Raw genomic sequence first — 12,508 nt, 5'->3', positions numbered from 1 at the left:
CGATGCGCAGCCGATTCGAGCCCGACCGGCAGCTCACCGCCCGGATGCTGGTCACGATGTTCCTCCTCGGGCTGCTGTACGTGGCGTTCGTCGCGGCGCTGATCGTGCTGCTCAAGTCTGTCGTCCTGGTCGTCGTCATCGCCGCCGGGCTGCTGGTCGCGCAGTACTGGTACTCCGACCGGATCGCCCTGTACGCCATGCACGGCCGCCTCGTCACCCGGGAGGAAGCACCTCAGCTGCACGGCGTCATCGACCGGTTGTGCGCAGCCGCGGACATGCCCAGACCACGGGTGGCCCTCTCCCGGATGGACCTGCCCAACGCGTTCGCCACCGGTCGCAACGCCGACCACGCCGTCGTCTGCGTCACCACCGGACTCCAGCGCCGCCTGGAGCCCGCCGAGCTCGAAGGCGTCCTTGCCCACGAGCTGTCCCACGTCGCACACCGCGACGTCGCGGTGATCACCATCGCCTCGTTCCTGGGCGTGATCGCCGAGCTCATCGTCCGTTTCGCCTTCTACTCCCAGCTGTTCGGCGGACGCAACCGCGACCAGAACACTGCGGCGGTGCTCGCGCTTGTCATGGGGGTCTCCGCACTGGTCTACGCGATCAGCTTCCTGTTGATCCGGGCGCTGTCCCGCTATCGGGAACTGGCCGCCGACCGCGCCGGAGCCATGCTCACCGCGCGGCCCTCCGCTCTGGCCTCGGCCCTGATAAAGGCCACCGGTGACATTGCCCGTATCCCGACTCAGGACCTGCGTACCGCCCAGGCGTTCAACGCGTTCTTCTTCACCCCCGCACTCGGGCCCGGCACCACGGTGGCCAATCTTTTCTCCACCCATCCCAGCCTGGAGCGGCGTTTGGAGGCGCTCGCTGAGATCTCTGCTCAATTGGTGAGCAAACATGAGGGCTGCCCACAGCTGTCGGCCACCTGGAGTGGCGGGCTGTGTCTGTCGGGCCAGACTGGAGGGAGCCGAGCGTTCCCTCGATACCTGCTTCCGGCGGAGCGAACGGGTAGAGCCCGGCCTTGAACAGCTCTTTGGCCTGGCGGAGGTCGTATGCTTCACCGCGGCCGGAGCCGGTTCCGTATGGGCTTCGATACTGGGGCCCGACTGGGCAGCATTCACAGCCGCAGCGTGCGGCGCAGGGCGAGGGTGAGTTCGTCGAGTTTGGCGTCGCCTTCGGCTTCATCGGTGCGGACCGCGTCGAGGACGCAGTGCCGTATGTGGTCGTCGAGCAGGCCGAGGGCGACCTCGTGCAGGGCGTGGGTGACGGCGCTGATCTGGGTGAGGATGTCGATGCAGTACCGCTCTGTGTCCACCATGCGCGTGATACCGCGTATCTGTCCCTCGACCTTATGCAGCCGGGACAGGTGGTCGTCCTTGTGGTCGGTGTAGCCGGGCGGGGTGGCGTTCGCTACCGGATCCGCGGTGTGGGCGTGGTCGGGGATGGTGGTCATCGGTTGTGCCCTCCCTTGTTTGTCCCGTCTGCTGCCGGTGCGGGATAGCGGCCTGGGTCTGCGTCGAAGGTGTCCGCGCAGTGCGCGGAGCAGAAGAAGTGGCTGCCGGATGCGGTGTGGCGTTGTTCGGCGGCGGTGGCCGGGTCAAGAGGCATGCCGCATACCGGGTCCACAGTCGCCGCCTCCACTCCTGGCGGGTGTTCGTGGCCGGTGCCGTACTCGGGCGAGTGGTGTCGCCTACGCCCGACGTCGGCCGCGGTGGTTTGGGCCGTGTCCCGGTTGGCTGCGGACTCCACCCGGGGTGTGACGGATTCCGGTGTGGCGGGTGGCAGCGGGCTGGTGTGCCAGCGGCGCAGGCGGGAGGCGTTGGTCACGACGGACAGGGAGGAGAGGGCCATCGCGGCGGCGGCGATGATCGGGCTGAGGCGGATGCCCCACAGCGGATACAGGGCGCCCGCGGCGAGCGGGATGCCGACCGCGTTGTACACCAGGGCGAAGAACAGGTTCTGACGGATGTTGCGCATCGTGGCCCGCGACAGCCGGATGGCGGTGACGACGCCGCTCAGCGAGCCGGAGATAAGGGTGATGTCGGCGGCCTCGATGGCCACGTCGGTGCCGGTGCCGATCGCGAGGCCGACATCGGCCGCGGCCAGAGCCGGTGCGTCGTTGATGCCGTCGCCGACCATCCCGACGGTGCGGCCCTCGCCCTGCAGGCGGCGGATCTCATCCGCCTTGTGCTCGGGCAGCACCTCGGCCAGCACTCGGGTCACACCGACCTGGGCGGCGATCGCGGCGGCGGTGCGGGCGTTGTCGCCGGTGAGGATGACGACCTCGACGCCCAGGCGCCTGAGGGCGGCGATGGAGGCGGCGGAGTCGTCCTTGATGGTGTCGGCGACGGCCAGCACCCCGGCGGGGCGTCCGTCGACGGCGGCCAGGACGGGGGTCTTGCCCTGGGCCGACAGACCGGAGGCGATGGGCGCCAGCAGGGTGGTGTCGATGCCGACGTCGCCCAGGAGCCGGGCGGTGCCGACCAGGACGGTGTGACCGTCCACGGTGGCCTGGACGCCTTTGCCGGTGACCGAGTCGAAGCCGTTCGCTGCCGGCCACGACAGACCGCGGTCGCGGGTGCCCGTGACGATGGCCTGGGCCAGCGGATGCTCGCTGTCGGCCTCAGCTGCTGCCACCAGCCGCAGCAGCTCAGTTTCGTCGATGCCGTCGGCCGGGTGGACGTCGGTGAGGACGGGTTTGCCCTCGGTGACGGTACCGGTCTTGTCCAGCACCACAGTGTTCAGCTTGTGGGCGGTCTCCAGGGCCTCGGCGGAGCGGATCAGGATGCCGGCCTGGGCGCCCTTGCCGGTACCGACCATCACGGAAAGCGGGGTGGCCAGGCCGAGTGCGCACGGGCAGGCGATGATCAGTACGGCGACCGCGGAGACCAGGGCGAGGGTCAGCGCGGGGGAGGGGCCGACGGTGAACCACAGCGCGAACGTGCCGATCGCGATGGCGATGACCGCGGGCACGAAGTACGCCGACACGGCGTCGGCGAGCCGCTGGATGGGGGCCTTGGACGCCTGGGCCTGCTGCACGAGGCGGATGATCTGGGCGAGCATCGTGTCCGCGCCGACCTTGGCCGCCCGCACGCGCAGGGACCCGGTGGTGTTGACGGTGGCGCCGATGACCGTGTCCCCGGCGTGCTTGGTGACGGGCATGGGCTCACCGGTGACCATGGACTCGTCGACCGCGGAGGAGCCGGAGAGGACCTCGGAGTCGACGGGGATCTTCTCGCCGGGCCGGATGACGATCTCGTCCCCGACCACGACGTCCTCGATCGGGATCTCGGTCTCCGTGCCGTCACGGACGATGCGGGCGGTGCGGGCCTGCAGGCCCAGAAGGGCACGGATGGCCTCGCCGGTGCCGGCCTTCGCGCGGGCCTCCAGCAACCGTCCGAGCAGGATCAGGGTGAGGATGACGCCGACGGCCTCGAAGTAGACCTCGCGCACGTCCTCCGGCAGCAGCGCAGGCGCGAGGGTGACCAGGAGGCTGTAGCCGTAGGCGGCGGAAGTACCGAGGGTGATGAGGCTGTTCATGTCGGCGGCGCGGTGGCGCAGGGTCAGCCAGCCGGTCACATGGATGGGCAGGCCGGTGTAGAACATCACCGGAGTGATCAGCGCCAGCTGCAGCCAGTGGTTAAGCATCCAGCCCGGCACCCAGTCGGCGCCGAAGAGTTCATGCGCCATCACCGCGAACAACACCGGGGCGGTGAGCACCACGCCCACCAGCACCCTGCGGGTGAGATCCTTGATCTCGGCCTGCCGCTCGGCGGCGTCCGCAGCCTCCGCCTCGGCCGCCGCCGGTCCTTCCCCGGCCGGGGGCCCGCCCTCCTGAGCGGCGGGCGCGGCGGCGGTGCCATGGCCGTCGAGGGAGGACGGAGGGGCCGCTGAAGGGCCGTCGGCGCGCTCGACCAGGAGTGTGCCGTGGATCATGTTCATGCCGCAAGCGAACCCGAAGGAGCCCGGCCGCTCCGGGGTCAGCCGCACCGTGGTGCGGGTGTGGGCGGGCAGCCCGGCGCCGACCTTGAGCTCGGGGAAGACCACCCGGGAGGTGCACTCCCCGGACTCCTGCCGATCGAAGACCAACTCCACCGGCGTGCCCTCGCGGACCTTGATCAGATTGGGGCTGTAGCCGCCCCGCACCGTTACCTCCACCCGCTGCACTCCGCCTTCCAGGCGCGCGGCACCGGCGCGGCGAGGGCCGAAGAAGAACCAGCCCAGCGAGGCGACCAGTCCCACGGCGGTCAGGACAACGACGACATCGATGGCACCCATGGCGGCGCGCCTCCTTCCAGCTCGCTCCTTCAAGCCTCCGCCCGGCTACCCCCACCCGGCAGGGGCTGAACGGCCCCATCCGGTCGGGACCACCCGGCCCCAGCGCGCCGCCCTCGGGAGAGGCACGATGAATACGAGGACACCAGGCTCCTTCAGGGCGCCGGACCTCCGGGCCGGCACCCGATCGCCGAACGATCAGAAGCAGGTGAATGGCGATGTTCTGGTACGGCCACGACGTCAGCGGATGGGGCTGGTTCGCGATGTCCGCCAGCATGGTCCTGTTCTGGGCGCTGATCATCACAGTGGGCGTGCTGATCTTCCGCGCTGTGAACCGGCCTCACGAGCACACCCACACCCCTGCCGCGCCGCAGACACCCGAGCAGGTCCTCGGGGAGCGGTTCGCCCGCGGGGAGATCGACGAAGAGGAATACCGGCGCCGCCTGAACGCCCTGCACGCAGGCCCTCTCACCAAACCCTGAAAGCCGGCCGCACTGGCTGCGGCCGCTGTCCTTCGCTGAAGGAGGCCCGTGATGAACGAGATGAACAAGCGCAACTACGGCATGTACGCGCTCGCCGCCGCGATTGTCGTCGTCGGAGCCCTGGTCGTGGGCGCCTCGCTGGGGAGCCTCGTCTGGCTCGCCCTCGTGGCCGCCTGCCCGCTGATGATGTTCTTCATGATGAAGAGCATGCGCGGTCAGGACATGCACGGCGGTGACAGCCGTGACGACCGCGACGAGGACCCGCTGCACAAGCACGACCAGCAGCAGCACCCGGGATCCGGCCGGCGCTGACCGCCAGTTTCTTCCACCCGAAGACCAAGCGGGACTGGCGAGCGATGGGCGCCTACAGCGCGTTCATGGTCGCCCTGTTCACCGAGATGTACGGCACCCCGCTGACGATCTACCTGCTGGGCAGCTGGCTCGGCAACCAGTTCCCGCTGCTCAAAGACAGCCACGCCGGCGGGCACCTGTGGAACGACCTCACCAACTGGCAGGGCGATCCGCACCTGAGCCCCTTCCACCTGGCCTCCTACGTGGCCGTCGGCCTCGGATTCTGGCTGATCGCCGCCGCGTGGAAGGTCCTGCACGAAGCCGCGCAGAAAGACCGGCTGGCCATGACCGGCCCGTACGCGTGGGTGCGCCACCCGCAGTACGACGGCTTCCTGCTCATCATGATCGGCTTCCTGCTGCAGTGGCCCACCATCCCCGCCCTGATCATGTTCCCGGTCCTGGTCTACGTGTATGTGAGGCTGGCGCGCAGTGGGGAACGCGAAGTCGCGAAGGAGTTCGGTGAGCAGTGGGCCGCGTACGCGGCCAACACCCCCGCCTTCTGGCCCAAGCGGCCCCGCAGCGGCCCGACCTCCCGGAAACCGGACGCCTCCGGCACTGTCAGGTCCGCCCGCCGTTCGGACTCGCGAGTCACCCGGAGGTGACCTGAGCATGGACGCCGTTGTCTGGACTCTGGTCATCCTCGGGGAACTGGCTACCGCTTGGTGCGCGGTCCGTCTCACCCGGCGCCATCACCGCGACCCCGCAGGATTGGTCCGTTCCTTGCACCGCACTGCTTTGATCCTTCTGGTAGCAGGTCTCGTGCCCATTCCCGCTCTCCTGTCCGACGATGCGCCCGCCGCGGCCTGGGGGCTGTGGGGCGCCACCGCCATTACCGCCGCCCTGGTCTACGCCGTCGGAGACACCCTGCGCGACCTGCCGCCCCGCACGCGAACGGCGTCACGGCCGGGGAGCCGGTCGTGAGCGGCGGGGACCCGCGGGTAACGCAGACCAGCGGATCGCGGCAGGCAGATGCGGCGCACGGCACCGCATCGCAACCAGCAGGGGCAACCGCCTTCCGTCCGGTGCTGGAGGCGGCAGGGATCGAGAAGACCTACCGGCGCGGCGTATGGCCGGCCCGGCACCGGACAGCAGTGCTGCGCGGCGTCGACCTCACCTTGGCTGCCGGCGAAGTGGTCGGCATCGTGGGCGAGAACGGCTCCGGCAAAAGCACCCTGATGAAGATCCTGGTCGGGGCGCTTGCCGCCGACGCCGGTACGGTGACCCACGCCGGACGTGTGGGCTACTGCCCGCAGGAGCCGGTCGTCTACGAACGCCTCACCTGCGACGAACACTTCGAGCTGTTCGGCCGTGCCTACGCCATGACCAGCGAGGCGGAGCGGCGCTCGCGCCGGGAGATCTACGCGGCCCTCGGCTTCGAACGCTACGCCGGCACCCGCGCGGACCAACTGTCCGGCGGGACCCTGTCCAAGCTGAACCTGGGCCTGGCGCTGCTCGCTGACCCGGAGGTGCTGCTGCTGGACGAGCCGTACGCGGGCTTCGACTTCGACACCTACCTCAAGTTCTGGGACCTGGTCAGCGAACGCCGCCAGGCGGGACGCTCCGTTCTGATCATCAGTCACTTCGTCACCGACCAGGAGCGTTTCGACCGCATCGTGGAACTACGGGATGGCCGGGCGGTGGCCCGATGAGGTCCCTGCCGTTCGCCCGCCGGTTCCTCATCGAGGCCGCGCGGACCCCGGTGAACCTGCTGGTGCTCGTCCTGGTGCCGGTGGTGTTCGTGGTGGTGGCCGCGCGCCCGCTGGCGGATGCCGCCGAGTTGCTGGGCGGCACGGGCGGGCCTGCGGTGCAGTCCGCCACGGCCGGGTGGGCGGCGGGGTTCATCGCCGCGATCGCCATGTACTTCCAGCTGCGTGCCGCCCGCGCCGCCGACCGCCGCCTGGTCCTGGCCGGGCTGGCCACCCACCGCCTGGTAGCCGCGCGGATGGCCACCGGCCTGCTCCTGGCCCTGCTCGCCACTGCCGCTGCCCTGCTGGCCCTGCAGCTACGCACCGGACTCGGTGACGCTCCGGGACGGGTGCTGGCCGGAACCCTGATGTACGCGCTGATCTACCTGGCCATCGGGGCGCTGATCGGCGCGACGGTGACCAGCCCGGTCAACGGCACCGTGCTGGTGCTGTTCGTATGGATCCTGGACGTCTTCTTCGGGCCCGTGATGGGTGCGGCCGACCGGGCGGTGACCCGGGTGCTGCCGACGCACTTCGTGACGCTGTGGATGGTGGACCTGTCCTCCGGCCACGGTGGCCGGATCGGTGACCTGGGCTGGGCCCTTGCCTGGGCCGCCGCAGCGGTTGCAGTCAGCTGGACGGTGATCGCCACCACCAGCCGTGTCACCCGGCCTCGCCACCACGCCCAGCCCGGCTCGGTCACGGCCCAACTGGCCGCAGGCGTGCGAATGGGGCTGCGGGAGGCCGGCCGCAACCGGGTGCTGTGGACGCTGCTCATCGCGGTGCCGGTGGTCTTCATCCTCCTCACCGTGGCCACCACCCCCGAGGAATCCACGTCGCTGACCGTGCGCGAAGGCGGCCGCACCCTCGTCCAGCAGGCGTGGCTGCCCGACATCCACGGCGGCACCATGGCACCGATCGCCATCGCATCCCTGGCCACGCTCGCCGGGCTGTTCACCGTCCTGGACGCCCGCGCGGGTGACCAGCGCCTGTCCCTCGCTGGGTTCCGCCCCGCCGCCCTGCTCGCCTCCCGCCTGGCCGTGGTCGCTCTCGGCGCGCTGCTGGCCACCGCCGCCTCCCTCGCATTGACGGCCACCGTCGTCGACGCCCGTCAATGGGGCCTCTACATCGCCGCGAACGTCCTGATCGCCCTCACCTACGGCCTCGTCGGTGTCCTGCTCGGCCCGCTGTTCGGCCGTGTCGGCGGGGTCCTCATCGCCTTCCTGGTGCCCTTCATCGACCTGGGCATCGAACAAAGCCCCATGCTCCGCTCCGCCCCGCCAGGCTGGGCACACGCCCTGCCCGGCTACGGCGCCACCCGCGTCCTGATCGACGCGGCCCTCACCCCCACCTTCGACGAAACCGGCCCTCTCCTCATCGCCTTCGCCTGGCTGACCGGGCTCACCGTCGCGGCAGCCGTCCTCTTCCGCCGCACCGCCACCACGTCCAGGTAACACCTACTGCCGGGCGCGGACCCCACCCCCGTGGGTGAGCAGGCGAAGCAGACGGCGGTACGACCCGTCCAAGCACCGCCAGTGAGAGCGAACCTGAGTGCGGCCGCCGACCGCGCCGACCTCGCAGTCCCCGCCCGAAAGGCACGCCCCGCATGACATTCACCCCACTGCACCGGGGCCGCACCGCTGCTGCTCTGGCGGGTGCCTGCACCCTGCTCGCCCTGGCCGGCTGTTCGAATGGCGGCAACGGCAACGGCCCAGCCAAAACCAGTGACCCGCCCGCCGCAACCAGTGCCGGCCCCGCCGCGGCGCGCATCGTGATCGAGAACTTCGCCTTCAGCCCGGCGAACCTTCGCGTACGCCCCGGAACGAAGATCACCGTCGTCAACCGCGACTCCGCCGCGCACACCGTCACCGCCGGGGACAAGACGTTCGACACCGGAAGCATCGCAGGCGACGCAACGGCGACCTTCACCGCACCGTCCGCACCCGGCAGTTACTCCTACATCTGCACCATCCACCCGAATATGAAGGGCACCCTCAGCGTTGGCTGACACCAAAGCGGCAAGCCCGCGTGCCCAGCCCAGGCCATGCCCCATGACGCCGTGAGCCCCGTAGAGAAGAGTTGGTGACAGTCCATGCCCCAGCAGACGAGGCCACCCATCCCCTCGCGCCCGGTCTTCGCGCGCTTTTACAGCAAGGTCGCCGGTCCAGCCCTGGCGAAGGCGGGCGTCACGGAACAGCTAGCGCCTCGTGGCGGGCCTGTCCGGCCAGGTCATCGAGATCGGCGCGGGCAACGGACTGAACTTCCCCCACTACCCCGGCACGGTGACCCGACTCCTTGCGGTGGAACCCGAGCCTCACCTGCGTGAGTTGGCCGTCCAGAGTGTCCGCTCCGCAGCCGTCCCCGTTCAGGTGGTGGACGGACGGGCCGAGCAACTACCTGCCGATGACGCCTCGTTCGACGCGGCCGTCGCCTGCCTGACCCTGTGCTCGGTCGCCGACCCACATGCTGCGCTCGCCGAACTTCACCGGGTGCTGCGGCCGGGCGGACAACTCCGCTTCTTCGAACACGTACGCGCCGACTCGCCCGCGATGCGCCGCGTACAGCGGGCCCTGGACGCAACCGTCTGGCCCCTGCTGATGGGCGGCTGCCACGTCGGCCGCGACACCCGGGCCGCGATCGCCGCGGCCGGGTTCCGCCTCACCGAGACGGAGAAGTTCTCCTTCCCCGACACCCGACTGCCCTCGCCCGCCGCCACACACATCCTGGGCACAGCTCAGCGCGAACCCCTGGGCACATCGTGATCACGCTGTCCACGGAGGGAGGTCGACGAGCCGGTGGTCACCGCCGAGAGCCTCAAAGAGGCGCAGCGTCCTCACCGCCCGTGGAAGGCCATCGCCATGAGCAAGGAGCCACCCGGCACCCCATGGGCGCTGGTACGCGCCGCTGCCCGAACTCCTACGACCCTTCCGGTCGCGACCCTCGCCCTGCTGCTCCTTGCGGATGAGGCCGAGGCGCATGACGGGGAGAGCGTCGAGTCGGCGGTGCTCGTCGAGCGGGCCATCGCGCTGATCGCCAACGACGCCGGTAAGGAGAAGGCGGCCGAGCGCATCGAAGACGCCCTGATGGCACCGCACAAGGACGGCGTCGATCTGAAGCTCGTCGATCAGGCCCGCGGCGTCGTCGAGCGCCCGGGTCCTGAAGGGGCCTCCCTCCAGGAGGCCCGAGGGGTCCTGCTGCGTTCGCTGGACGGCAAGCTGCCGTCCGCTCCGGAGGCGGGGAAGCTCGTCACGGGTACCGAGACCGGGACGAGCGTGGTGCTGGACGAGTTCCGGCCGGCATGCGGCATCGCCGATTCCGGCGACGCCGCCCTGTTCGCGCTGGCCCTCGTCGCCATCGCGGTCGGCCTGTGACTGTCGGTGCGACTGCGCCCCCGCCACAGCATCCGGGAACTCGAGCGCCGCGCCGCCGCGCAAGAAGCCGGAGAGGGCAGGAAACGATGACCGCCGAGTCCCTCACCGACTCCGGCGCCCCCGGCCAGGGCGGGAGGAACTGATCGCGGGCCGTTCCATCGCGCCGTCGACGCGATCGATGAACGCATGGGCATCAAGGCGCTGACCTATCCGGTGCCCGAGCACGCGAACAACCTGGCGTGGAGCCTGGGCGGCATCACAGCGGTGGCGTTCGTGATCCTCCTGGTCACCGGGATCTACATCACGCAGTTCTACGCACCGATCCCGGAGGACGCGAACCAGTCCGTACGTGACCTGGTGACCGACGTATGGCTGGGCAGCTTCGCCCGCGCCCTGCACTTCTGGGCGGCGCAGGCCATGTTCGTCCTGGCGCTGCTCCACCTCCTGCGCGTGTTCTTCCACGCCTCGTACAAGAAGCCCCGTGAGGGCAACTGGGTCGTCGGTGCGGCGATGTTCCTGCTGACGTTCCTGGCGGTCTTCACCGGCACCGTCCTGAAGTGGGACCAGGAGGGGTACGAGGCCCGGATCCACAACCTGGACGTGGCCGAACTGCTCGGCGGGGCCGGCATCTGGTTCACGGACAAGCTGACCGACCGGATCTCCATCCTGCTGCGTCTGTTCAACGCCCACGTGGTGATCGTCCCCGGCCTGATTGTGCTGCTCTTCGTGTGGCACGCCCTGCTGATCAAGCGGCACAGGATTCCTCGCATCCCAAGATCCAGGTGCCGGCCGTCGAGTCGGCCGAGCCGTTCACCGCCCACCTCAGGCGCGTGGCCGCATTCGGACTCGTCCTGCTCGGGGTGCTGTCGCTGCTCGGCGTGCTGGTGCCGCCCGTGGTCGGACCAACGCCGGTCGAAGGGATCGAGATCACCCGTCCGCTGTGGATGTTCCGGTGGTTCTTCCCGATGGAGGAATGGTTCGGGGTCGCATCCATCGCATGGGTCATCGCGGGCGTCTTCGGACTGATCTTCCTCGTGCCGTTCCTGGACCGCAGCCCGAAACGCAGGTGGCGCGAGCGCAAGATCGCCCTCGGCGCGGCCGCCGTGCTGCTGCTGGCGCTCGCCGCGATCACCATCGAGGTCTGGATCGCCACCCCAAGGGTCACTGATGAGCACCACCGCCCAACGGCGCGCACCGCTGGGTTCTGGGCCCTTTCCATTACGGCTGTCTGCGCGTCGGCAGCCCTGTACGAGGGGCTGTGTGCCGCCCCAGGACCCGGTGCGGGGCTGCTGGTCCTGACCAGCGCCCTGGTGCTGGTCGTATCCGCCGTCCAGGCGGCGCGGACTGGCCCTGCCGGTCGGTCGGCCCCGCCCTCCACGGTGGCCGCGCACCCCTTGGCGTCCGCCCGATACAGCAGCACCCTCGGGCGAGGAGAAGGGCAGCGAGGCAACGGCTTCCGAGCCTCGCGCACCGGACAAGCCCCAGCCGAGGTCGAGGACGCCGGGCACGCCGACGAGGGTCACCACCACTGACCTCAGGCGTCGTGGAGCGACCAGGGCGGCGACGCGGACGCGCCCGCCCCGTGCCTCACGGCGACAGCGACGGCTCGCTCAGGAACCGGCCGGACGCCGGCCATGGGGGGAGTGCCTGTCGTGGTGGTGGGGGGCGTGCGCGGGGCTGCCGGTGCTCGGGTGGTAGTTCGAGGAAGCCGCGGGCTCGGGTCGTACACCGGCCAGGGCGACCGTGACGAGTCGGTGGACCGCAGCATGGGACGGCACGTCGCCGGCCGCGGTCAGGGCGTGCAAGCAGTAGCTGGCGAGTTCACCGGGCGCGATGTCGTCCCGGACGTCGCCGCTCCGGACGCCTTCCGCCAGCAGTTCCTCGACCATGCCGTGAAGTCGCCCATGCGCCCGAGTGATCTGCTGATCCCCGTGCAGGAAGGCCGCGCGGTCACCGTCGTGGTGTCGGCGGGACTCGTGGGAGATGAGGGCGAACGCCCGCAGCACAGCTTCGAGCCGCTCACCGGTGCCCTGGGCCTGGTCCCGGATCTCGGCCAGGTGGTCGAGGTGGTGGCCGATCTGACGTTCGTGCCAGGCGAGCAGGATCGACTCCACGTCCGGAAAGTACTTGTACAGCGTCGCGCGCCCGATCCCGGAGTCCTTGGCGATCCGCGACATCGTCACGGAGGTCAGCCCGTGCTCGGCGACCAGCGCCGCCGTGGTGTCCAGAACCGCGGCGCGTACGGCGGCACGGTGCGCGTCGATCGTCTCGGTCCACAGCTTCGGCACGGCCTCATCATACGGTCCGACACCTTCGGGACAACATGAATTGACAGTGACAG

The 12,508-nt window shown here is 70.0% G+C and carries 15 protein-coding genes; 12 read left to right on the top strand and 3 right to left on the bottom strand.

The window, feature by feature from the left end; genetic code table 11:
* Positions 1-2 precede the first annotated feature (2 nt).
* Entirely contained in the window at positions 3-1,028 is a 1,026-nt protein-coding gene (gene htpX, locus ADK57_RS33300) for a zinc metalloprotease HtpX (RefSeq protein ID WP_234390486.1), read from the top strand.
* A gap of 92 nt (positions 1,029-1,120) precedes the next feature.
* Here the strand turns inward: htpX and ADK57_RS33295 are convergent, their stop codons facing one another.
* Entirely contained in the window at positions 1,121-1,456 is a 336-nt protein-coding gene (locus ADK57_RS33295; RefSeq protein ID WP_078973477.1) for a metal-sensitive transcriptional regulator, read from the bottom strand.
* Complete coding sequence (locus ADK57_RS33290; RefSeq protein ID WP_053753374.1) at positions 1,453-4,281, bottom strand: heavy metal translocating P-type ATPase; 2,829 nt, start codon at positions 4,279-4,281, stop codon at positions 1,453-1,455. Before ADK57_RS33290 ends, ADK57_RS33295 begins: the two co-directional genes overlap by 4 nt.
* A gap of 215 nt (positions 4,282-4,496) precedes the next feature.
* Between ADK57_RS33290 and ADK57_RS33285 the strand changes: the two genes are divergently transcribed.
* The 11 genes from ADK57_RS33285 (at position 4,497) to ADK57_RS50650 (ending at position 11,699) form a co-directional block, all read left to right on the top strand.
* A complete protein-coding gene (locus ADK57_RS33285; protein WP_053753373.1) occupies positions 4,497-4,760 on the top strand; it encodes an SHOCT domain-containing protein in 264 nt (87 codons plus the stop codon).
* Between the two features lie 51 nt (positions 4,761-4,811).
* Positions 4,812-5,072 carry a DUF2933 domain-containing protein gene (locus ADK57_RS33280; protein WP_053753372.1) on the top strand — a complete coding sequence of 87 codons (261 nt, stop codon included), beginning with the start codon at positions 4,812-4,814 and terminating at the stop codon, positions 5,070-5,072.
* A gap of 44 nt (positions 5,073-5,116) precedes the next feature.
* Positions 5,117-5,713 (top strand): methyltransferase family protein, encoded by a 597-nt coding sequence (locus tag ADK57_RS51575; RefSeq protein ID WP_234390485.1) that lies wholly within the window; start codon positions 5,117-5,119, stop codon positions 5,711-5,713.
* A 157-nt stretch (positions 5,714-5,870) separates the two neighbouring features.
* Complete coding sequence (locus ADK57_RS50175; protein ID WP_159050192.1) at positions 5,871-6,032, top strand: hypothetical protein; 162 nt, start codon at positions 5,871-5,873, stop codon at positions 6,030-6,032.
* 101 nt (positions 6,033-6,133) lie between these two features.
* Positions 6,134-6,760 (top strand): ABC transporter ATP-binding protein, encoded by a 627-nt coding sequence (locus ADK57_RS33265; RefSeq protein ID WP_053753369.1) that lies wholly within the window; start codon positions 6,134-6,136, stop codon positions 6,758-6,760.
* Positions 6,757-8,250 (top strand): ABC transporter permease, encoded by a 1,494-nt coding sequence (locus ADK57_RS33260; RefSeq protein ID WP_053753368.1) that lies wholly within the window; start codon positions 6,757-6,759, stop codon positions 8,248-8,250. The genes ADK57_RS33265 and ADK57_RS33260 overlap by 4 nt, the downstream gene beginning before the upstream one ends.
* 152 nt (positions 8,251-8,402) lie before the next feature.
* A complete protein-coding gene (locus ADK57_RS48090; RefSeq protein WP_078973476.1) occupies positions 8,403-8,804 on the top strand; it encodes a cupredoxin domain-containing protein in 402 nt (133 codons plus the stop codon).
* Positions 8,805-9,003: 199 nt separating this feature from the next.
* Entirely contained in the window at positions 9,004-9,558 is a 555-nt protein-coding gene (locus ADK57_RS33250) for a class I SAM-dependent methyltransferase (RefSeq protein ID WP_324612232.1), read from the top strand.
* A 96-nt stretch (positions 9,559-9,654) separates the two neighbouring features.
* Positions 9,655-10,167, top strand: coding sequence for a hypothetical protein (locus ADK57_RS33245; protein ID WP_159050191.1), 513 nt, complete (start codon positions 9,655-9,657; stop codon positions 10,165-10,167).
* A 174-nt stretch (positions 10,168-10,341) separates the two neighbouring features.
* The gene (locus ADK57_RS50655; RefSeq protein ID WP_324612234.1) at positions 10,342-11,193 is read left to right on the top strand and encodes a cytochrome b N-terminal domain-containing protein; all 852 of its coding nucleotides are present in this window, start codon (positions 10,342-10,344) and stop codon (positions 11,191-11,193) included.
* Complete coding sequence (locus ADK57_RS50650) at positions 11,133-11,699, top strand: hypothetical protein (RefSeq protein ID WP_063786047.1); 567 nt, start codon at positions 11,133-11,135, stop codon at positions 11,697-11,699. Before ADK57_RS50655 ends, ADK57_RS50650 begins: the two co-directional genes overlap by 61 nt.
* A gap of 78 nt (positions 11,700-11,777) precedes the next feature.
* Here the strand turns inward: ADK57_RS50650 and ADK57_RS33235 are convergent, their stop codons facing one another.
* Positions 11,778-12,455 (bottom strand): TetR/AcrR family transcriptional regulator, encoded by a 678-nt coding sequence (locus ADK57_RS33235; protein ID WP_063786046.1) that lies wholly within the window; start codon positions 12,453-12,455, stop codon positions 11,778-11,780.
* Positions 12,456-12,508 lie beyond the last annotated feature (53 nt).

It is taken from the genome of Streptomyces sp. MMG1533, assembly GCF_001279775.1.
Lineage (GTDB): Bacteria > Actinomycetota > Actinomycetes > Streptomycetales > Streptomycetaceae > Streptomyces.
This window is presented reverse-complemented; position numbering and strand designations above follow the sequence as displayed.

What these genes read in the sequence shown, in the direction of transcription:
- htpX (WP_234390486.1), top strand. Translation starts at nt 3, where the DNA reads ATGCGCAGCCGATTCGAGCCCGACCGGCAGCTCACCGCCCGGATGCTG.
- ADK57_RS33295 (WP_078973477.1), bottom strand. Translation starts at nt 1,456, where the DNA reads ATGACCACCATCCCCGACCACGCCCACACCGCGGATCCGGTAGCGAAC.
- ADK57_RS33290 (WP_053753374.1), bottom strand. Translation starts at nt 4,281, where the DNA reads ATGGGTGCCATCGATGTCGTCGTTGTCCTGACCGCCGTGGGACTGGTC.
- ADK57_RS33285 (WP_053753373.1), top strand. Translation starts at nt 4,497, where the DNA reads ATGTTCTGGTACGGCCACGACGTCAGCGGATGGGGCTGGTTCGCGATG.
- ADK57_RS33280 (WP_053753372.1), top strand. Translation starts at nt 4,812, where the DNA reads ATGAACGAGATGAACAAGCGCAACTACGGCATGTACGCGCTCGCCGCC.
- ADK57_RS51575 (WP_234390485.1), top strand. Translation starts at nt 5,117, where the DNA reads ATGGGCGCCTACAGCGCGTTCATGGTCGCCCTGTTCACCGAGATGTAC.
- ADK57_RS33260 (WP_053753368.1), top strand. Translation starts at nt 6,757, where the DNA reads ATGAGGTCCCTGCCGTTCGCCCGCCGGTTCCTCATCGAGGCCGCGCGG.
- ADK57_RS48090 (WP_078973476.1), top strand. Translation starts at nt 8,403, where the DNA reads ATGACATTCACCCCACTGCACCGGGGCCGCACCGCTGCTGCTCTGGCG.
- ADK57_RS33245 (WP_159050191.1), top strand. Translation starts at nt 9,655, where the DNA reads ATGAGCAAGGAGCCACCCGGCACCCCATGGGCGCTGGTACGCGCCGCT.
- ADK57_RS50650 (WP_063786047.1), top strand. Translation starts at nt 11,133, where the DNA reads ATGGAGGAATGGTTCGGGGTCGCATCCATCGCATGGGTCATCGCGGGC.